Genomic DNA, 19,551 nt, shown 5'->3' with positions numbered 1-19,551 from the left:
TTATTAGATAAAGTGTTCCAAGAAGTAGGGAGAATAAAAATCAAATAAACAGGAGGTCGAAAAAAATGACGGATAGTAATAAATCAGATTGGGATAAACCCTATAGAGAAATACAAGATTTTGAAGGATTTATACATACTATAACAAATTGGGGGAATTTATATGATACATGGGAACAATACAATATATATGGAATGATATCGATCTTATCAGCGTGTTTAGAAAATATAGGTAAAAATTTTTTAGAAGACGAAATTAATGATTTACACGAACATCTAAAGGAAAGCCATATAGAAATCCTAATAAAAATTGCAGATTCTTTAAAAAAATATAAAGAAGAGGGTAGACCTATCGACCAGCAAATAAACGATGTTCAATAAGCAAGACAGGTTGATTGATGTTCATTTACGAGAATACAATAATGGGTTTTAAAACGAAAACTAAACTAATTTTAAATTTAATATAATTTGTAGAAAATAAAAAACACCTCTTTTATATGGTGATGATAGTTCTATACTGTCATTTCAACAAAAAAAGTGGTGTTTTATTTTTATTACTACATGTATCAAACAGTGATTTATTCTGTCATAACATGCAATTGAGTAGATTTTCGTTCTGCTGCAAAGAGCGGCAAATGAGCATACGCGATATGAAGATAGTTTGCTAAATGGGTAAATATTATATGGGCAATGGAAATATGAGCGCAGCGTTTGCCGGCTTGATGAGTTACAACGAGGCTTGTCGTATTAATGAAATACATTCTAGTAGAGGCAGCTAAACAAAAGGTAAAAGAACTAAGACCTAAGTAGTATGGTGACATTATCAGATGTTGGTGAATAGCTCCTTAACCCTCAAAACAAGCAGGAAACTTGTATGGAAGATTTTTTGATATTTAGCTTATTTTAATATAAATCGACCCTATGTAAGCCTATACATTCTTTTAAATAAAAAAGATGACATATGTTTAAAAACAGGAAAAAAGTCACTGGGACTATAGTCTCTTATTTGATGAATTACGTATCCCTTAATCTGCTGAAATTCGACATTTTTTATGATAGATGTATGTATTCGAGATTAATACAAAAGTCAACAAGGTTGTCATATCAAGGAATATGCCCTTTTTAGGAATTCATAAGCGGGAAACTTTAAAGGACAAGTAGCAGCCATTGCGCAATTGTGCTTGTTCTGCATGAGCTTTTCTTTATCTGTAAACCATATATTGTAAAAACAGTTCGATTAGATTAGAGAATTTGCATGCATATGTATAAAAATGAGTATTAGGTCTTAGGAACTCCCTTTACTACTGTAAATTGACAAAATATGAAGCAGTAGATAATATGATTTGGGTACAGGGGGATTTTGGAATTTATAAAAGGGGTAATGCGTTTTGAACAAGAGACTAGATAACAGAGATAACGACAAAGGTAACGACAAATTGAAATGGAGTCAAACGATTTTTGGAGTGCTGCTAGCGCTTAGTCTGGTATTATTCAGTGGAGGTAGCGCATGGGCTTCATCCAATGAACAATTAACATGGATAGAAGGCGGCAGAAAGGTAGACTTGGGAAACGTGGCTGAGGTTGATTTGGACACTTCGCTTCTTTTCCTAGATGCGGCTAACACAGCAAAGGCGAGCAGAATGAATCACGACAACCCATCTGGCAACGAAATTGGAAGTATATTTCCTAAGGATGAAAATCAAAATTGGGAAGTCGTTTTTGAATACTATGAGCTTGGGCACATCAAGGATGATGAAAAAGAGGACATCGATGCGGATGCCATTCTGGAAAGCTATAAAGAAGGTACAGAAGAAAGCAACAAGGAAAAAGCGGAAAGTGATCGCCTTTATGTAACGGGCTGGGATGTGAAGCCCTTCTATAATGAAGGTACTCATAATCTTACCTGGTCCATGCTGGCGGAGGATGGAAACAAGGAGAAACTGATCAATTATAATGTTCGTTTGCTTACCCGTCAGGGTTATATTTCTGCAATATTAGTGTCCGATCCTGCGCATTTGGATGCGGACAAGAAATTTTTGAGTGAGAAAATATTGCCCAAGCTGACAGTCAAATCAGGCGAGCGATACGAAGATTTTAATGCTTCAACGGACAAAATTTCCGAATATGGCCTGACCGGACTGATTTTGGGAGGAGCAGGCTTGGCGGTAGCCAAAAAAGCAGGATTGTTGGCCTTACTAATTGCTTTTTTTAAGGGCGCGGGAGTTAAGGTTATCGTAATTATTGGTGCAGCTTGTGCGGGTGTTTTTGGTGTGATAGGCAAGTTTTTTGCTAAATTATTTCGCAGAAAAAAATCAAAAGCGGTGCAGGATGAAACGAACGACCGCGAGCATTCAGAGACATTACCGTAACCCCAAGCTGACATGATCAAATAAATTAATAAATAAACAGATAAAGAGGGGGATATAAGATGTCCGTTAACAGCGTTACGGAGACACAAATTTATAAATTGGATGATAAACGCTTTGCTATTCTTCATTCCTATGCCATTCTAACCAATCTGGATCAAGCTCAGGCAGAAGCAATCACTGCACAGCTTTCGGAAGGGACAGTGACCCTAGAGGAAATGGAGCACTATGAGAACTGTATTCCCTTAAATACAATAGAGAGTGTACAAACGAATTTGACTAAATTTGATGATACGTTGCTTCTTACCTATACAAAAGGAGGAAACTCCAAATCTGAAAAGGTGAAAATGGAATTTGCCAGCGACGAAAAGGATAGGTTTGTCCAGCACATGTATAGTTACATGAAGCAGGATTACTCTTATGAGCAATATACGAATACCGCTTGGGCATCAATGAAACCGTCGTTTGTTTTTTTCATGTACACGTTACTCATCGGGGGCTTTCTCTCCTGGCTGGCGTATTATATGGAGACGGCTGAAGAGTATTCGCTCAGGGTGCCCGCCATCCTGTACCCGGTTGTTGAGTTGATTTCACATACCGGATATATTCCGGTGGCTATCTTTATGGGGGGAATTGCATTAGTCTCCTTAATGATGGTCGTAAATAGAGCCGTCAAACCAAGCACTAAACTGGTTATAGAGCGCAAATCTCAATCTCAGGTTGCCTGAGAAGTACACAGGCTATACAACAGTTTAGCAGAATAAGTTTACCTGAACAGATGATCATGGTGGCAAAGACCCCGTGAATCATCTGTTTTTCGTTTGTTTTACTTGCTACAATAAATTTATTGTAACAGCCGTATCCTTTGGGGATGCGATTCCGTCTACTTTAACGAACACCTGAACACAAATGGACTAAGCAAAGGGGGGCCCCAAACATGGCCTTTGTGATATCCGAACGGATGACAAATGAATCGTCCCCGCCTAAGGGAAATGAATTATTGCATAACGTGCTTCCTGTGCTTTATCGCTACTGTCTTTCGTTGACAGGATCGGTATGGGATGCCGAGGATCTGGTACAGACGACCATCCTGCATATGCTGCAATCTGAGAAGAACCTGCATGAGGTGGAAAATGAAGAGGCTTATTTGATCCGTTCCGCGCGGAATAGATGGATTGATCATATTCGCAGGCAAAACGCCCAAAAGCGCCTATCTGCCCCTGACGAAAAAGAGTTTTCCCGGCGGCATGAGGAGTCTGCTCGGTATTGTAATGAAAACTACACAACAGATCTGGAGCTGGCGCTTCAATATTTATGTACACATGTATCGCCATGGCAGCGAACCATCCTGGTGCTCAGGGATGTATGGGGCTTTACGGGGCCGGAGACGGCAGAGCTGCTGGATACGACGGAAGGTGCGGTAAAAGCGGCTTTAAGTCGCGCACGCGCTCTGCTCGCTCAGAGGCACAGGGAGGGATATAAGCTGGAATCTGTATCCATACCTGAGCTTGAAGGAGAAAGAGAATGGCTTAAAGCTTATTTGGCCGCCTTTCGCGCCGGAGACATACAGCGCTGGATTACGCTTAGCTTGAACGATGCTGCTGAGCCGATAGCAATTGCCGGTTCTGTGCTGTACCAGCGCTTTTATCCTTCCGGTACGTTAATGAATTCCCATACGTCTCATGACATCAAGGCTATGATGGTCGCTTAACGAGAAGGGAGTTAATACAAATGAGCACCATTCCTTATGTAATTGAGCAAACGAGCCGAGGAGAGCGAAGCTATGATATTTACTCCCGGTTATTAAAGGATCGCATTATTATGGTATCAGGTGAGATTGAGGACCATATGGCCAATGTCATTGTAGCTCAGCTGCTGCATCTCACTGCCGAGGATTCCGAAAAGGATATTCAGATGTATATAAATAGTCCGGGCGGGTCTATTTCGGCAGGGTTTGCCATTTACGATACGATGCAATTTGTGAAAAATGATATATCTACCATATGCACAGGAATGGCAGCGAGCTTTGGTACGATTTTATTGACTGGAGGCACAAAAGGCAAGCGAATGGCATTGCCCAATAGTGAGATAATGATCCATCAACCGCTGGGTGGAGCGAAGGGCCAAGCTTCCGATGTGTTGATTTATGCCGAGCGTCTGATCAAAAGCCGACAACAGCTCAACCGCATTTTGGCAGATCACACCGGGCAACCGCTGGAGCGGGTGGAAAAAGACACGGAAAGAGATCACTTCCTTACGGCTGAAGAAGCGGTAGCATACGGCTTGGTTGATCGGATTGTTGCACGTATCTAATTGTTTTTGAAAATTTCATATGATCCCTCGCTAATTCTGAAAAAGTTCAAACTTTGTTCATTGCAATTGATGTGCAATAGGATTATAATCTCAGACGGATTCAAAGGGCTTATCCCGGAATTCATGGGAATGATCCCATCTGAGCTTGCATACGGCATGCTCAAATAAGAATTAAGTGAGGGATTTACAATGAAAACCTGCTGCACCATCCAAGTTGACGAAGACAGTTTAGTTATTGATTTGCCGGAAGAAGGAACCACGCTAGAGTCCCTGCTCGGTGATATTGAGAGCTGTGGAGGCAGTGAAGAACCTTGGCTGCAACTCATGGACAAGGTAATGGGCAACTCATCTGAGACTGTACTGACAGATCAAGCGACGGATGGCGGCGATAAGAAGAAGGCTCAGACGACCCAAGAACCTCAGGCAGCCGTCAAGAGGTAATAAGGGGATCAATCACATACACGATAATATACAAGACTGCTATACCGAGCCTAAGGCATCGGGATGCAGTCTTTTTTTAGGTTAAATAAGTTGGAAGCGTCTTCTCGTATGTTAGCTAAAATTCGTCAAATTTCGCGGATGTTGAATGGGTCTTTTGTCCCAAAATTGTGACTTTTAGTTCATTTTATACCATAAAGTCGAAATGTAACATAGAACTAACTATAATAGTAGTATCATCCATATACAGGTAAGTGGCATCGATTTGGACCTGATCCTCTTGTTGTATGAAGGGAGGAGTGGAAAAGCAGAGAACAACGTACTGATAACACTTTTTAAAAGAGGAAGGAATGTGTAAATGATGAAAAGGCAAAGGATCCTGCCAAGGATCGCAAAAAAAGTTGCGGTGATGCTAACTGCGGTATTACTGTTAACGTTAACAAACGGATTCAACTGGAACACACAAACGGCAGAGGCTGCTGGAACGACTCCTGTGGAGCGTTATGGACAACTTTCAGTGAAGAACGGGAAATTGGTAGATAAAAGTGGAAAGCCTGTGCAGCTCAAAGGGATTAGCTCTCATGGGGTGCAATGGTTTGGGGATCTAATAAACGAAGATTCGATGAAATGGTTGCGGGACGATTGGGGCATTTCCTTGTTCCGGGTTGCGTTGTACACTGAAGAAGACGGTTATATTTCAGATCCTTCATTAAAAAATAAAGTGAAGGAAGCGATTGAGGCAGCAGAGAAACTGGGCTTGTACGTCATTATTGACTGGCATATTCTTTCGGATGGAGATCCGAACATTCATAAAAATGAAGCTAAAGCCTTCTTTGATGAATTTGCCACTCAGTATGGCCATTTGCCTAACGTAATTTATGAGCTTGCCAATGAGCCGAATGGTAATAATGTGAAGTGGAACAACCAAATCCGGCCATATGCATTGGAGGTATCCCAGGTCATTCGTGCCAAGGACCCGGACAATGTTATTATTGCAGGAACAGGCACATGGAGTCAGGATGTACATGATGCAGCAGACAATCCATTGCCAGACAAGAATACCATGTATACCGTACATTTCTATGCGGGAACACATGGACAATATTTACGGGATCGGATCGATTATGCGCTGAATAAAGGCGTGGGCGTATTTGTTACCGAATGGGGGACAAGCGACGCTTCGGGTGACGGTGGTCCGTTCCTGAACGAAGCTAAGGTATGGACTGATTTTATGGCCAGTCGTGGAATCAGTTGGGCAAACTGGTCGCTAGCCGACAAAGAGGAGACCTCTGCTGCGCTATTGCCTGATGCTGACCGTAAGGGCGGATGGCCTGACTCGCAATTGTCAGCTTCCGGTAAATTCGTAAAACAGGCGATTTTGGAAGGCTCCAGCCATAACGGTGGAGACGGCAACAATGGTGGCGATAACGGAGGAAACACACCGGGCAGTGATAACCAGGGGATTGTGCTGCAATATCGTACTAGCGATACGAACGCAAAGGATAATGCCATTCGGTCTGAATTTAATATCAAAAATACAGGTACAACCGCTGTGAAGCTGAGTGATCTGAAAATTCGCTACTATTACACTGATGAAAGCAAACAAGCCCAGCAATTTTTTGTAGATTGGGCCAGGCTAGGCAATGAAAAGGTAAAGGGGACCATTGTAACCTTGCCAAACTCGAAGGCCAAGGCTGATAAATATGTGGAAATTTCTTTCACCGATGGAGCAGGAAGTATTCAGCCTGGCGAGGAAAGTGGGGATATCAAGTCTCGAATTCATGCTGCGAATTGGAGTAATTTTGATGAGACCAACGATTATTCGTATGGAGCTAACCAAACTGCATTCGCAGACTGGAACCATGCCACTGTATATCAGCAGGGTAAGCTGGTATGGGGCATAGAACCCTAGAATCTATCTGTTAACTACTTCGGACCTAGAGAATATGGGACTTCAGGCTGCGATGATTTGGAGATTTGGAGTATAGAGTATGCGCCTTTGGTATATGGGTACTGGAACTTTAGGAGGCAACCTTGGATACTTTGGTTCCAATGTATATACTACCAAAGTACCATATCCTATTTGACTTTCGTGGTATTTCAAGTACTCCTTAGGTACTTCATCAACTGCTTCCATAGTACCGAGGATTTGGTCCCATTGGACCGTTCCTCAACAACAAGCCCCCGCTGTTGCCATTACAGGCAGGCGGGGGCTTTTTAATGTTTCGGAAGCTCTGCGTCCGTTCAACTATGTTTATGCCAAATTAAAAACTTTGGCCAGCAGACGGTAGGACTGAACACGTTTATCAAAGTCATGAATGGAGGAGACGACCAGCAGCTCATCCGTACGATACTGCTCAGCCAGTCTTAGCAGCTTTTCCTTACATTGCTCAGGTGTCCCTACAACACGCCATGCTGCGGACTGACGCAGCCGCTCGCGGTCCCACTCCGTGTATGGATAGGACATTGCCGTTTTCACTGACGGGAGAGAGCTCATTTCTTTGCCCTGCATGAGCAAAAGGAAGTATAAGCTGGCACTGGACGCCAACTGCTCGGCTTCCTCTTCAGTTTCCGCACAGGCTACAGTAACAGCCGCCATGGAGCGGGGTTTATCCCCCAGGATGGAAGGCTGAAATTGCTCGTGGTAACGTGCGGTAGCTTCCACGCCGCCCGGAGTGCCGAAAAATTGGGCAAAGGCATAGGAAGCACCCATCATCGCGGCCAATCTGGCACTCTCCCCGCTGGAGCCAAGCAGCCACATCTCGGGAACGGTCGGTATCATCGGGGAGGCATGAAGCCCGGCAAAACGATGATTGTCAGGCACGGAATCATGGAAGTAGTCGATTAAATCGAGAATCTGCTGCGGATATTGTTCGACAGATTGATACTTGCCCTCCTGCAGAGCACGAGTAGCCAGCGGCAAACCACCAGGAGCACGTCCTATTCCCAGGTCGATGCGTCCTGGATGGAGCGCCTCCAGCAGCCGGAAATTTTCGGCGACTTTATACGCGCTGTAGTGAGGCAGCATAATACCGCCTGAACCAACACGAATACGTGATGTATGAGCAGCCAAATGCGCAATCAGGACCTCGGGGCTGGAGTGCGCTAGTGTTTTGGACGCATGATGCTCGGATACCCAATAACGGCTGTATCCCAATTGATCAGCTTCACGCGCTAAATCTGTTGTATTGGATAATGCATCATAAGCAGTACCGCCTTCAGGAATATGAGACTGGTCCAGTATACCCAGTTTAAGCATATGCAATCACCTCTTACACAACTGTATCAGACACAACTCATTAGGTCAAAACTTAGAATGGGAAGGTTGGAGTTTGAGCCCCTTTTCGTTATAATGAAGATTGTGCAGGATGAGAGAACATCCTTGCTTTTGGAGAGGGGAACGAATTTGTGTTAAGAACACCTTTGGGGCGTGTCCGACTCATGCTCTGGATTCAAGCTATAGCGTATTTGGCGATACTTTTCACCCACCAGCCGCTGCAAGCTGCGGGCCTGACTCAGGCGGTTATGGTGATTGGTAATATATATCGGGTGAGCTTTCTGCTCCTTCTCGTCGCTTTGATCTATGGCAAAACAGCATTGCATTGGCCCATCCGGCGGCCTCTGTTTATTATGTTTGCATCCTTTATTCCGTTTGGTCTGATGATTATGGATTTTGTGTGGGTGCGAAAATGGACAGGGGATACGGCAGCCAAACAGCAAGTTGTATCGTAACATTTGAAGGTATCTGGTAAGCAGTGTCCCGGACCTTGTCTGCAAGTGTGGGGCTGCCCTCGTTGAACTAAAAAGAGCATTACGCAATTGGGATTGGCTGGACTGGTCCCGTTTGAGGCGTAGTGCTCTTTTTTTATATCAGAAAATGAACTTAATGCTAATGTTTTAAGCTCTATCCGGTAAAGTGGACTCCTCCAGCTCTCTGAGCAGCTCAAATGCCTTTTCGTTGGTGCTTCCACACGTATCCTCATCAGCATGAAATCCACTACATACCGCTGGACGCTCAGGCTTGCCAAACAATTGACAACGATAATCCGAAGTGAGCTGAGGGCAAGGTACGCCAGCTGGTTTTCCATCCGGCATGCCGGGAATCGGGGATGAAATCGTAATAGCAATACAGCACGCGGCGCATCCGACTCGGCACTCCATTGGGTCACTCCTTATTAATCGTTATTTTTGTTACTGTTGCATGAAGTGACTTCAATGAAGCCATAATGTGAGGATGGCACAAAAAAAGCAGGAAGACAAGGATAACTGTATTTTAGACACGCTTTTCACACAAGGGGCATAAATCGTCGAGGAGGTACGTAAGATGTTATCAAGCCCCTAAATCAGCGTGCTACCCAAAGGTAATATTAACCAATTGTCTTCTGTGTGATCAAAAGGAGTTCGAGTGGTTAATAATAGAACACAACGATAAAAACTTAAACGAGGTGACGTAAAATGAGTTGGTTATGGGCATTGATTGTTGGTGGTATTATTGGTTGGTTGGCAGGAATTATCGCAGGTCGAGATGTTCCGGGTGGTGTCATTGGCAATATCATCGCCGGTTTTATCGGTGGATGGTTGGGAAGCTTGGTTCTGGGGAACTGGGGTCCTGTAATCGGATCGTTCTACATCGTTCCTGCATTAATTGGTGCGATCGTGCTGGTTGTTATCGTAAGCCTGATCTTCCGTTCTGTAGGGCGGAGCAGAAGCTGATTTTACGAATCATGAATAGACTGTCCTCCATGAGGCACAAAAATAAAATGAAAGAAGCTGCTACCGCAAGGTTCGCAAATGAGCCTGTGGGAGCAGCTTTTTTATTTTGCAAAAAGAGCGTTCGTTTCTTATTGAAAGCGCCTGATATGGGGAACAAATAGAACGCCTAGTACGATACACATGCCGATCGCTGCAAATATGCCAATCGTGAAGATGCCGCCAAGCTTGTCCGCCACGGCACCTACTGCCAGATAGCCTACAGGCAGTAGGGCAAAGGAAAACATCAGATCCAGACTGGCTACACGGCCAAAAGATTCGGCGGGCACCAATTCCTGAAGGCTGGTCTCCCATATAATCGCAAATATCATAATGCCGAAGCCTTCGAGCATCATGCTCATAATCAATCCGGGCATCCAGGTGATGACAGACAACAGAAGCAAAGCAAGGCCGCTGACCAAAGCGCCTAGGTAAGCCAGCAGACCACGATGCTTCCAATGCTTGCGTGACCCATACACAAAGGCTCCCACCATGGCGCCAACGCCGCTGCTTGCCATTGCGACACCGTACACAACGGGACTATAGCTATGATGTACCTTGAACAGCCACGGAATAAGTACAGCAATAATGCCTGAATAACAAATATTAATGAAGGAAAAGGCCAGAATCGTAATCCACAGCCAGGGATGGCTTTTGAGAATGGTAAAGCCTGCTATAAAATCCTTGACAAAATGCTGTCCACCTTGATCCTGTTGCTCTGGATCTGCTACCTGCCGCTTACCGATGATTGAGGCCAAATGAGCGCTCAGCATCCAAAAGCAGGCAAAAGAGATTAGATAGGTGACAGAATCCAGTCCAAAGCCGACGCCTGGCGAGGAAAAGGATACAATGAAGCCTCCCAACGGAGGGCCAAGCAGACGGACGGCTTGTATACTGATCTGACTGAGCGCGTTGGCCGCATTGCGAATGTCCGGTGTGAACACCTGTGCCCGCAAGGCAGAATAAGCCGGGTTAAAGATGCCGTCCATCAATCCGTATAACGCAAGGCCAATGAACAGAAACGGCATTTTCATTCCGCCGGTCAACATCAGCACCGCTGCAACAGACATTAGTCCGAACCGGGCGATATTCGTAAACAGAAGCAGACGGATTCGATCAATTCTGTCGACGATCATCCCGGCGAAGGGCAGAATAAGTACGTTAGGCAGCATATAGACAGTCATTGCCAGTCCCATGATTGTAGTTGAACCTGTCAGGGAATAGATGACCAGTGGCAAAATAACGGTCGTGACTGAGCTTCCCAGCATAGCAATCCAATGTCCAAGCCACAGCAGGGTGAATGCTTTGGATTGCTTTAAGGGCGAAGTAAAGGTAGCCCAGGCCGAGTGCTTTCCTTTCGAAGAAGCGGCGGATGGGGTTGAATTTTGGGTTTCCATATTAGTATGTATTCCTTTCAAACAGAATTGAGGTAAATATTACTAAACTTCATTTTGAAACCATTATACGAAACCACAAGCGTAAAGGTACAGAGAAAGTCGCTGCGATAGCTGTGAAAATGAATATCTTGCTTCTGAATGAGTCAACCTAGAATAACTATAGGCTTCAAATAAGATATAACTTACCTTTTGCATAGGGATTATTGGATAAAAGCATTGACGTGCCAAAATGAATGATGTACTATTCAATGAGCCAGCCACGTGCTAGGTTATCAAGAACAAGGAAAAGAGTGTGGTTAACATGAAAAAATTTAACTTTTTGCCGATTGTACTTATCGTGATGGCTTTGCTGGTTTCGGCCTGCGGTAATAATCATAAAGGCGCTAATACGAATAATGCTGCGACCGGAGACACCGGAACTAACAATGGAAAAGCAGATACAACCGCTACAGCTACGCTTGAATCTGTAAAAGCAAGCGGCAAGCTGAGAATCGGAACAGAAGGAACCTATGCTCCGTTTACTTACCATGATGCTGCGGGCAAACTGACAGGCTTCGACGTTGATATTGCGACTGAAGTGAGTAAACGTCTGGGTGTACAACCGGAGTTTATCGAGACACAATGGGACGGGATCTTCGCGGGATTAAACTCCAAGCGGTTCGATACGGTATTCAATGAAGTGTCCATTACAGATGAGCGCAAGCAAAAATACGAATTCTCCGATCCGTACATTGTCTCCAAGGCAGTTCTGATTGTGAGCGAAGATAACACGGACATCAAAAAATTTGCTGATCTAAAAGGTAAAAAGGCCGCGCAATCCCTGACCAGCAACCTGACTCAAATCGCGAAAAGCAACGGTGCGGAAATTGTAGCAACCGAAGGATTCAACCAAGCCATTGACCTTCTGACATCCAAACGGGTGGATGCGACCGTCAATGACGGATTATCCTATCTTGATTTGAAAAAGCAAAAGCCTGACGCTCCTATCAAAAAGGTGGATGAGTCTGCAGACGCTTCACATAGCGCAGCTGTCTTCAATAAAGGCAGCGAAGATTTGATCAAGGCAGTAAACAAAGCGTTGGCTGACATGAAGGCTGACGGTACGTACCTGAAAATTTCCGAGAAATATTTTGGAGCCGATGTATCCAAATAACAATGAATGATCGAAGATTCGACGAGTCGAACCGGATTTTCGCAAACCTATCTTTTTAAAGGATGTCTGTATAATGGATGAACGCCAGATACAAATCATTATGGATTCATTATGGCCTCTGCTAAAAGCAGGGGTTTCTTTTACAATTCCGCTCACACTGATCTCCTTTGCTTTGGGACTCGTGCTGGCGCTGATTACAGCGTTGGCCCGGCTGTCCAAATGGAGAATACTCAAGTTGATCTTCGGCTTCTATGTATGGGTGATTCGGGGAACTCCTTTACTGGTGCAATTGTATATTATTTTCTACGGTTTACCGTCCGTCGGTATTACACTGGACCCGTTTATTGCTTCAGTGATCGGCTTTACGCTTAGCGTGGGGGCCTATAGCTCTGAAATTATACGTGCCGCTATTATTTCCATTCAGGAAGGCCAATGGGAGGCGGGATACTCTCTGGGGATGACGCGCTGGCAAGTGCTGCGCCGTATCGTGCTTCCGCAAGCATCCCGTGTATCTGTACCTCCGCTCGCTAATTCATTCATCAGTTTGGTGAAGGATACTTCACTGGCTGCGACCATTACCTATGTGGAAATGTTCAGAACAGCTAACCAGATTGTAGCTACCACGTATGAACCTTTATTGGTATATACCGAGGCTGGAGTGATCTACCTGCTGTTTAGCACCATTTTGACTGTGCTGCAAAATTACCTGGAAAAGCGCCTGAGCCGTTTTTCCGTTAGATAAAGGAGATTGTACCGGTGATCCAAATTCGGAATATACACAAATCGTTCGGCTCGCTGGAAGTGCTGAAGGGTGTTAACGTGACGTTGGATAAAGGGAAGGTGCTCGTGATCATCGGCCCGTCCGGCTCTGGAAAAACAACGCTTCTGCGCTGTTTGAATTTACTGGAGGTTCCTGACCAGGGAGAGATCCAGCTCGGAGATATTGCACTGAATTTTGCCACAGGAACGAAGCTTCGGCAAGAAAGCATTTTGGCACTGCGCAAGCGAACCGGTATGGTGTTTCAATCCTACAACCTGTTCCCGCATATGACAGCCGTGCAAAATGTGATGGAGGGTCAAGTCACGGTTCAGAAAAAGAACAAGGACGAGGCGCGCAAACGTGCATTGGAGCTGCTTCAAAAGGTGGGACTGGCAGATAAAGCAGAATCTTATCCGCATCAGTTGTCGGGAGGACAACAGCAACGGGTCGGTATTGCCCGGGCAATGGCGGTCGAACCGGAAGTGCTATTGTTCGACGAGCCGACCTCTGCTCTTGATCCCGAATTGGTAGGCGAGGTGCTCAAGGTCATGAAGCAACTGGCTGCTGAAGGGATGACTATGGTCATTGTCACGCATGAAATGAAATTCGCAGCCGAGGTTGCGGACCATGTTATTTTAATGGATCAGGGTGTGATCGTTGAGCAGGGTTCACCGCATGACGTTCTGGAGCACCCTACCAGTCCACGGGCTATTCAGTTTTTGAATCGTCTGAGCGGAGAAACGGAATAAAGAAGAGAAAAGAACCTCTGATTGCACCAATATGGGCATCAGAGGTTCTTTGCATATTCAAAAGAATCCAACTCGCCCTTCGGCCGTGTTTTTTAACCAATCCTGCTTGCGGCTCTTATCCAGTTCGCCCCGCATGTCTTTAATAATCAGCTCGATATCTGCTTTTCCATGCTCGTGCCATTCCAGCGCAGCGCTGACATACAGCTCTCCGAGCTGAGCCAGCGAAAAGCCATCGGTCAACGCCGCTGCCTTCTGCGTACCTGCTTCTCCTGCAAAAACAAGGAAGTTACGCAGCTTGAGATACGCTAATCGCAGTGCTTCGTCAGGCAAGCTGATTTCGTAGGCCCGGTCGAAACGACCTGCCCGATTCATCAGACCGGGATCAATTTTTTCAGGATAATTGGTCGTTCCGATCAGGAAGATGCCTTCCTTGGAGGTAGCCCCGTCAAGGGTATTCAGGAAAAAGGAGCGGACCTCTTGCGGCATGGAATCAATATCCTCTATGACCAGCACCATTGGAGCCAGACGGGTAGCCGCCTCGAATACCTCTTTGACCGACTCACTGGTTGTGTACTCTGTAATTTGCCAGTAGGCGGCTGGCCCCGGTACACTGCTTGCAATTGATTTTACAAGTGTCGTTTTGCCGTTGCCTGGATGGCCGTACAGCAGAATACCGCGTTTGTAAGGAATGTTATAAGTCTGATAGAAGGTACGATCTGCTTCAAAAAACTGATCAAGTGAACGGAAAATATCCCGCTTAATTTCGGCCTTCAATATAACGTCTTCGCGCGTAATTGCTCGGGTAATCGGCTCTGCCTGCCGAGAAAGTCCACGGCTTGTATCGGTAAAAACGGTGACCCGCTTCATATTTTGCTTGCGTTCACGACCTCGTACTCCCGCGAGGAAGCTTTGCAGCTCCTGATCGCCTATGGCAAATACGTAATCTTCATTATATACGCCATTCTCACGGAAGAAGGGAACCCGCGCCAACGCGATGCCCCACTTGGGATAGGCAAAAACATTATTACGCATCGACAGATGCACACCGTATTCTGGAGTTGGTCCGTCATCGTCATATTGAATGGTGCGCTCCTCCAAACGATCAAAGACCCGCGCCACATGCTCCAGCTCCGGGCTGCCTGAACGAATGTCCTCCTCCAGCAAGTCCCAATACTCAATATTGGGATCATCACTGGCATACAGCTCGTATTTTACGCCATAGCGATGATAGAGTGCTTCGCTGATGCCGTCGATCAGACGGGCATATGCGGCATAGCCGGTAATCCGCCCATCTGTATGTTCATCAAATTGGTAAATAGCAGGGATGTCTATACTCAACTTATTTGGCTCCTTTCAGGGCGGCCAGCGGCTTGCATTTGGCTACAACGGCTGCGAGTCCTGCCCCGGTGACACTTTCAATAATATCATCTACGTTTTTATAGGCTTGGGGAGATTCGTCGAGAATGCTTTCCAGTGATGCCTGATTAACCACAATCTCGTCGTCTGTCCCTACACCGAGTGCTCCGGCAAAATCATCCACACTGATGAGCCGTTTGGTCGCAGAGCGTGAACGAATACGGCCCGCTCCATGGCAAATGGAATGGAAGTTATCCTGGCCCCCCGGCAAACCGACCATAATATAAGAGGCTGTACCCATAGAGCCTGGAATCAGAGCCGGGTGCCCGGTTGCCTGATAGGGTCGCGGATTGTCGGGGTGACCTGCCGGGAGAGCGCGTGTAGCACCTTTACGATGTACGAACACGCTGCCGTGCTCCGGATGAGATTCCTTCCAAGCATAATTGTGCATCAGATCGTACAAGGTACGCAACTCGCACTTTGTACCAAAAACATCGCGGAAGGCTTCACGTACGGAATAGGCGATCAGGTGCCGATTCACCACAGCATAGTTCAGCGCAGAATACATCATATCAACATAATGTACAGCTTCGGGATGATCCAGCGGCGCGAATACCAGTCTCGGGTCGGAGGTGCCGAGTCCGAGACGACCCATCACCTTGGCAATGGCAGACGAACTGGTCTGGCTAATGGCTCCACCCCAAGCCCGCGACCCGGAATGGATCATCACGGCCACCTGACCGTCAAACATGCCCCAGGCTTCGGCTATTTCGCGGTTTTCTTCCGCAATTTCAATCGCTTGAATTTCGACGAAATGATTGCCGCCGCCCAGCGTGCCAAGCTGTCGGTGAGCCCGATGCCATGTGCGATCTTCGACTAGATTCAGTACCTCTTCGTCAAATGAGAACTTACTGTGCTCCACATGAGTGAGCGAGGTGGATTTTTTAGGCGTGTAGCTGTCCGGAATATATTTATTGGGCAAGCCATGCAGCCCCTTGCGTACAATATGCTCCAGCCGAATGTCCGAATAATGTCCACGCTGATGGGCTTCCATCGGCAGGTATTTGTCGATGGCCTTGACCAGCTTACGGCGCAGCTTGGTTTCCTTTAGGGCATCCTTGTGCAGATTGGTCAGGTGTACACGCATGCCGCAGCCAATATCGCTGCCGACGATGGAGGGAGATACATAGCCGTCCTCCATTCCCCATACAGCAGTCGTACCGATGCAGGTTCCGACGCCTACATGTACATCCGGTGTGTATCCCATATAGCGGATTCCCGGGATTTGTAGATTGTTATTAGCCATCTCGAACACTTTGTAATCGAACGAGGAGAAAAGCTGCGGAGAAGCATATACGGTCAGATCACCTGCCGGAAGCTTCATCAGATGGCTGTAGGGTCCTTCCTGGAAGGACGAGTTTTGAGTATGTTGTATATTCATATAATGGGGTAATTCCCTTCTTCATGTAAATGGATAAAGTCTTGCACAAAATGATTTTGAAAAACAAAAAAGCCGCAGACTTGTCGTCTACGGCTTCCTGCACCGAAAGTGTCACTACATTTTATGATCCGTACATCATAAATACGTAAAATAACCTATTCTTCCAATCGCATAAAAAATAAAAAAGCCTGGCTAATCACGCCGTCAGACAGCGTGATGTCACCCATCATGTCGCCCGAACGGGGCCGATGAGACGAAAATTCAAATATGTGGTTGTATCCTGCTGTCTGTATGTCGTTATCATGTAAAGCACAGTCATGTCTGTCGGCCCCCTTTTCTTAAAGTTAATTGTTATGTTAATGGAAACCTGTGGAAGCTGTCAACCCCGATAAGGTAGAAGCATGGAAAGATATGACTATATTCATAGTGAAGTGTGAGTAACATCATAGTTCAATTGGCCCAAAGCTGTTATTGTACTGAATATTCAAATATTCAGATATTGTTGGTCGTTTACATGACAATTTTATGAGGGGATGGAGCAAGCATGGAAGGAGATCTCCAGAAGTTTAAGGCCGACTTTTTCAAAGCATTGGCTCACCCTCTGCGCATCCGCATTTTGGAGGTGCTGAGTGAAGGAGAGCGGAATGTGAACGAGCTGCAGACTGCTCTCGGTTCCGAAGGTTCTGCCGTATCGCAGCAATTGGCCGTTTTACGGGCCAAAAATTTGGTGAACAGCTTCAAGGAAGGGACAACGGTCGTGTACTCATTGCGTGACCCGCTTTTGAAGGAGCTGCTTGCGGTGGCACGGCGGATTTTTGACAATCATTTGGTTGAGGCGATCTCGTTGCTGGAAGGTATACGTAACGAGAAGTAATGCTACTACAGAAAAGAAGGGTTACAGGGATGAAGTGGACAGGAAGGTTCGAAGGCTATAACGCAGGGGCTTTGCGAAAGGATTTGATTTCCGGAAGTATTGTAGCGATTGTGGCGATTCCACTCGGTATGGCGTTTGCCATTGCATCAGGGGTAAAGCCGGAATATGGGCTATATACAACGATCGTAGCGGGAATTCTGGTTTCACTGCTGGGAGGGTCCAAATTCCAGATTGGAGGACCTACAGGCGCGTTTATTCCCGTTTTGCTCGCGATTGTCATGCAATACGGGTATGAGAATTTACTTATAGCCGGTCTTATGGCGGGGGTTATGCTCATCTTAATGGGTGTGCTGAGACTGGGCGCACTGATCAAGTTTATTCCCAAGCCGGTAACGATTGGGTTTACGGCGGGGATCGCCGTGACGATCTTCAGCGGTCAGATTGCCAACTTTCTCGGCTTGCGCGGGGTAGAGCGGCATGAGACTTTTTTGCCTTCCATGGCAGAGCTGATCCGTCGATTGCCTTCACTGAATGTGTATAGCATTCTGACGGCTTGTATCTGTCTAGCCGCCCTGATTTGGGTGCCTAAAAAATGGCCTAAGGTGCCGGGTTCGCTGGTCGGCTTACTTTTGTCAACATTGGCAGCCGTCTGGCTTTTTCCAGGGCAAGTGGCTACAATCGGCTCTGCTTATGGAGATATTCCTGCTTCTTTGCCTGAACTACATATTCCTGCGATGACCTGGGATTTGATCGTGAAGCTGCTGCCGCCAGCACTCGTAATTGCGATGCTGGGGGCTATTGAATCTCTGCTTTCCGCAGTGGTAGCTGACGGGATGACGGGTGCACGGCATAACAGCAATCGCGAACTGGTTGGACAAGGTATTGCTAATTTGCTCACACCGTTATTCGGCGGCATTCCTGCGACCGGTGCAATTGCCCGCACCGCCACAAATATCCGCAACGGTGCTGTTTCTCCTATGTCAGGCATTGTGCATGGGTTCGTTGTGTTCCTCATTCTGGTGCTTTTTGCTCCATATGCATCCAATATTCCGCTCGCCAGTATGGCTCCGGTGCTGATGGTGGTAGCCTGGAATATGAGTGAGCGCAAGCACTTTGCGCATATTCTCAAGACGCGAACAGCGGATTCTATCGTGCTGGTTGTTACCTTCCTGCTGACCGTTTTTACAACGCTGACCACAGCAGTTGAGGTGGGGCTGGTTTTGGCGATTGTGCTGTTCGTCAAACGAATGAGCAGTACACTTTCGGTAAATAAGGTACTTCCTGATCCTTCTGTAAAACATGAAAAAGTCGGCGCGCATATGGTCACAGAGCAGCATGATTGCCCACAGGTAGCCATCTATAATGTGGAAGGTCCGCTGTTTTTTGGTGCAGCTTCCGTATTGGAAAGCTCAGGAATGGGAGGCAGGGCTGACCACCAGCAAGGGATTTTGTTGCTGCGGATGGGCAAGGTCCCTTTTATGGATATGACGGGAGAAGCTAATTTTACCGCATTAATTCAGAAATATCGGCAGTTTGGAGGGACGGTGCTTGTGTCGGGGCTTCAGCCTCAACCGCAGGCATTGCTACAGAAAACCGGATGCTACGACATGATTGGACAAGATCATTTTTTCGAGCACACCGGAGAAGCAATTACAGCAGCCATTGCACTGGTGAATCAGAACCAATGCTTTGGATGCAGGCAAATGGCTTTTCGGGAATGTGCCACTCTGTGCGGCAAATCGCAAGAGCGGCAGGGAGGAGCAGGATTGCATAAGCCAGTCGCGCAGTCCAAGTCTTCCTTTCCAGATACTGCCGTTCCGGTTCCCATATCAGTAAATAGCGGCAGATAGCGCGCTTCCAGATTTGTTGCTGAATGCCGAATAATCTCTTCTATTTTCCGATAGAAAGTGCGCAATCAAGACTCGCATTTGCTTCGAAAAATGGAAGAGATTTTTT

Annotated in this window: 19 protein-coding genes; 14 read left to right on the top strand and 5 right to left on the bottom strand. The window is 46.3% G+C overall.

The genetic code is table 11. From position 1 onward, the window contains the following. Nucleotides 1–65: 65 nt before the first annotated feature. The 7 genes from BAZ21_RS20905 to BAZ21_RS20875 all read left to right on the top strand — a co-directional run bounded on the left by BAZ21_RS20905 (nt 66) and on the right by BAZ21_RS20875 (nt 7,028). Nucleotides 66–380, top strand: a complete 315-nt coding sequence (locus BAZ21_RS20905) for a hypothetical protein (protein ID WP_068504800.1) — start codon at nt 66–68, stop codon at nt 378–380. A 1,055-nt stretch (nt 381–1,435) separates the two neighbouring features. After that, nucleotides 1,436–2,368: a DUF2167 domain-containing protein gene (locus BAZ21_RS20900; RefSeq protein WP_068504937.1), complete on the top strand. Its 933-nt coding sequence runs from the start codon at nt 1,436–1,438 to the stop codon at nt 2,366–2,368. A 59-nt stretch (nt 2,369–2,427) separates the two neighbouring features. Further along, the gene (locus tag BAZ21_RS20895) at nt 2,428–3,093 is read left to right on the top strand and encodes a hypothetical protein (protein WP_068504799.1); all 666 of its coding nucleotides are present in this window, start codon (nt 2,428–2,430) and stop codon (nt 3,091–3,093) included. 209 nt (nt 3,094–3,302) lie between these two features. Then, on the top strand, nt 3,303–4,076 hold the full coding sequence (locus tag BAZ21_RS20890; protein ID WP_068504796.1) for an RNA polymerase sigma factor: 774 nt from the start codon (nt 3,303–3,305) through the stop codon (nt 4,074–4,076). 20 nt (nt 4,077–4,096) lie between these two features. After that, on the top strand, nt 4,097–4,678 hold the full coding sequence (gene clpP / locus BAZ21_RS20885; RefSeq protein ID WP_068504794.1) for an ATP-dependent Clp endopeptidase proteolytic subunit ClpP: 582 nt from the start codon (nt 4,097–4,099) through the stop codon (nt 4,676–4,678). A gap of 189 nt (nt 4,679–4,867) precedes the next feature. Next, on the top strand, nt 4,868–5,119 hold the full coding sequence (locus BAZ21_RS20880; protein WP_068504792.1) for a hypothetical protein: 252 nt from the start codon (nt 4,868–4,870) through the stop codon (nt 5,117–5,119). A gap of 355 nt (nt 5,120–5,474) precedes the next feature. After that, complete coding sequence (locus BAZ21_RS20875) at nt 5,475–7,028, top strand: cellulase family glycosylhydrolase (RefSeq protein WP_068504790.1); 1,554 nt, start codon at nt 5,475–5,477, stop codon at nt 7,026–7,028. 342 nt (nt 7,029–7,370) lie between these two features. Here the strand turns inward: BAZ21_RS20875 and BAZ21_RS20870 are convergent, their stop codons facing one another. Further along, on the bottom strand, nt 7,371–8,375 hold the full coding sequence (locus BAZ21_RS20870; protein WP_068504787.1) for an LLM class flavin-dependent oxidoreductase: 1,005 nt from the start codon (nt 8,373–8,375) through the stop codon (nt 7,371–7,373). A 149-nt stretch (nt 8,376–8,524) separates the two neighbouring features. On the opposite strand from BAZ21_RS20870, the gene BAZ21_RS20865 reads away from it, so the two are divergent. Then, nucleotides 8,525–8,848: a DUF3817 domain-containing protein gene (locus tag BAZ21_RS20865; RefSeq protein ID WP_068504785.1), complete on the top strand. Its 324-nt coding sequence runs from the start codon at nt 8,525–8,527 to the stop codon at nt 8,846–8,848. Nucleotides 8,849–9,013: 165 nt separating this feature from the next. On the opposite strand, the gene BAZ21_RS20860 is transcribed toward BAZ21_RS20865, so the two are convergent. Then, nucleotides 9,014–9,277 carry a YkgJ family cysteine cluster protein gene (locus tag BAZ21_RS20860; protein ID WP_176718188.1) on the bottom strand — a complete coding sequence of 88 codons (264 nt, stop codon included), beginning with the start codon at nt 9,275–9,277 and terminating at the stop codon, nt 9,014–9,016. 294 nt (nt 9,278–9,571) lie between these two features. On the opposite strand from BAZ21_RS20860, the gene BAZ21_RS20855 reads away from it, so the two are divergent. After that, nucleotides 9,572–9,829: a GlsB/YeaQ/YmgE family stress response membrane protein gene (locus tag BAZ21_RS20855; protein ID WP_068504783.1), complete on the top strand. Its 258-nt coding sequence runs from the start codon at nt 9,572–9,574 to the stop codon at nt 9,827–9,829. A 128-nt stretch (nt 9,830–9,957) separates the two neighbouring features. On the opposite strand, the gene BAZ21_RS20850 is transcribed toward BAZ21_RS20855, so the two are convergent. Further along, a complete protein-coding gene (locus tag BAZ21_RS20850; protein ID WP_068504781.1) occupies nt 9,958–11,262 on the bottom strand; it encodes an MFS transporter in 1,305 nt (434 codons plus the stop codon). Nucleotides 11,263–11,563: 301 nt separating this feature from the next. Between BAZ21_RS20850 and BAZ21_RS20845 the strand changes: the two genes are divergently transcribed. The 3 genes from BAZ21_RS20845 (at nt 11,564) to BAZ21_RS20835 (ending at nt 13,924) form a co-directional block, all read left to right on the top strand. Next, nucleotides 11,564–12,415, top strand: coding sequence for an amino acid ABC transporter substrate-binding protein (locus BAZ21_RS20845; RefSeq protein ID WP_068504779.1), 852 nt, complete (start codon nt 11,564–11,566; stop codon nt 12,413–12,415). Between the two features lie 73 nt (nt 12,416–12,488). Further along, complete coding sequence (locus BAZ21_RS20840; RefSeq protein WP_007431540.1) at nt 12,489–13,157, top strand: amino acid ABC transporter permease; 669 nt, start codon at nt 12,489–12,491, stop codon at nt 13,155–13,157. A 14-nt stretch (nt 13,158–13,171) separates the two neighbouring features. Continuing rightward, the gene (locus BAZ21_RS20835) at nt 13,172–13,924 is read left to right on the top strand and encodes an amino acid ABC transporter ATP-binding protein (RefSeq protein WP_068504777.1); all 753 of its coding nucleotides are present in this window, start codon (nt 13,172–13,174) and stop codon (nt 13,922–13,924) included. Nucleotides 13,925–13,981: 57 nt separating this feature from the next. Here the strand turns inward: BAZ21_RS20835 and BAZ21_RS20830 are convergent, their stop codons facing one another. Both BAZ21_RS20830 and BAZ21_RS20825 read right to left on the bottom strand, forming a co-directional pair. Beyond that, nucleotides 13,982–15,262 carry an AAA family ATPase gene (locus BAZ21_RS20830; RefSeq protein WP_068504776.1) on the bottom strand — a complete coding sequence of 427 codons (1,281 nt, stop codon included), beginning with the start codon at nt 15,260–15,262 and terminating at the stop codon, nt 13,982–13,984. Nucleotide 15,263: 1 nt separating this feature from the next. Then, nucleotides 15,264–16,721, bottom strand: coding sequence for an RtcB family protein (locus BAZ21_RS20825; protein WP_068504773.1), 1,458 nt, complete (start codon nt 16,719–16,721; stop codon nt 15,264–15,266). A 544-nt stretch (nt 16,722–17,265) separates the two neighbouring features. Between BAZ21_RS20825 and BAZ21_RS20820 the strand changes: the two genes are divergently transcribed. Together BAZ21_RS20820 and BAZ21_RS20815 are read left to right on the top strand one after the other, a co-directional pair. Beyond that, on the top strand, nt 17,266–17,595 hold the full coding sequence (locus BAZ21_RS20820) for an ArsR/SmtB family transcription factor (protein WP_068504771.1): 330 nt from the start codon (nt 17,266–17,268) through the stop codon (nt 17,593–17,595). 29 nt (nt 17,596–17,624) lie between these two features. Then, a complete protein-coding gene (locus BAZ21_RS20815) occupies nt 17,625–19,445 on the top strand; it encodes a SulP family inorganic anion transporter (RefSeq protein WP_068504769.1) in 1,821 nt (606 codons plus the stop codon). Nucleotides 19,446–19,551: the final 106 nt, after the last annotated feature.

The organism is Paenibacillus kribbensis (genome assembly GCF_001705305.1).
In the GTDB taxonomy this organism is placed as follows: domain Bacteria; phylum Bacillota; class Bacilli; order Paenibacillales; family Paenibacillaceae; genus Paenibacillus; species Paenibacillus kribbensis_B.
Note: the sequence above shows the minus strand (reverse complement) of the source record. Positions and strands in the feature narration are given on the sequence as shown.

What these genes read in the sequence shown, in the direction of transcription:
- BAZ21_RS20860 (WP_176718188.1), bottom strand. Translation starts at nt 9,277, where the DNA reads ATGGAGTGCCGAGTCGGATGCGCCGCGTGCTGTATTGCTATTACGATT.
- BAZ21_RS20840 (WP_007431540.1), top strand. Translation starts at nt 12,489, where the DNA reads ATGGATGAACGCCAGATACAAATCATTATGGATTCATTATGGCCTCTG.
- BAZ21_RS20850 (WP_068504781.1), bottom strand. Translation starts at nt 11,262, where the DNA reads ATGGAAACCCAAAATTCAACCCCATCCGCCGCTTCTTCGAAAGGAAAG.
- BAZ21_RS20855 (WP_068504783.1), top strand. Translation starts at nt 9,572, where the DNA reads ATGAGTTGGTTATGGGCATTGATTGTTGGTGGTATTATTGGTTGGTTG.
- BAZ21_RS20905 (WP_068504800.1), top strand. Translation starts at nt 66, where the DNA reads ATGACGGATAGTAATAAATCAGATTGGGATAAACCCTATAGAGAAATA.
- BAZ21_RS20895 (WP_068504799.1), top strand. Translation starts at nt 2,428, where the DNA reads ATGTCCGTTAACAGCGTTACGGAGACACAAATTTATAAATTGGATGAT.
- BAZ21_RS20875 (WP_068504790.1), top strand. Translation starts at nt 5,475, where the DNA reads ATGATGAAAAGGCAAAGGATCCTGCCAAGGATCGCAAAAAAAGTTGCG.
- BAZ21_RS20890 (WP_068504796.1), top strand. Translation starts at nt 3,303, where the DNA reads ATGGCCTTTGTGATATCCGAACGGATGACAAATGAATCGTCCCCGCCT.
- BAZ21_RS20845 (WP_068504779.1), top strand. Translation starts at nt 11,564, where the DNA reads ATGAAAAAATTTAACTTTTTGCCGATTGTACTTATCGTGATGGCTTTG.
- clpP (WP_068504794.1), top strand. Translation starts at nt 4,097, where the DNA reads ATGAGCACCATTCCTTATGTAATTGAGCAAACGAGCCGAGGAGAGCGA.
- BAZ21_RS20880 (WP_068504792.1), top strand. Translation starts at nt 4,868, where the DNA reads ATGAAAACCTGCTGCACCATCCAAGTTGACGAAGACAGTTTAGTTATT.
- BAZ21_RS20820 (WP_068504771.1), top strand. Translation starts at nt 17,266, where the DNA reads ATGGAAGGAGATCTCCAGAAGTTTAAGGCCGACTTTTTCAAAGCATTG.
- BAZ21_RS20825 (WP_068504773.1), bottom strand. Translation starts at nt 16,721, where the DNA reads ATGAATATACAACATACTCAAAACTCGTCCTTCCAGGAAGGACCCTAC.
- BAZ21_RS20870 (WP_068504787.1), bottom strand. Translation starts at nt 8,375, where the DNA reads ATGCTTAAACTGGGTATACTGGACCAGTCTCATATTCCTGAAGGCGGT.
- BAZ21_RS20815 (WP_068504769.1), top strand. Translation starts at nt 17,625, where the DNA reads ATGAAGTGGACAGGAAGGTTCGAAGGCTATAACGCAGGGGCTTTGCGA.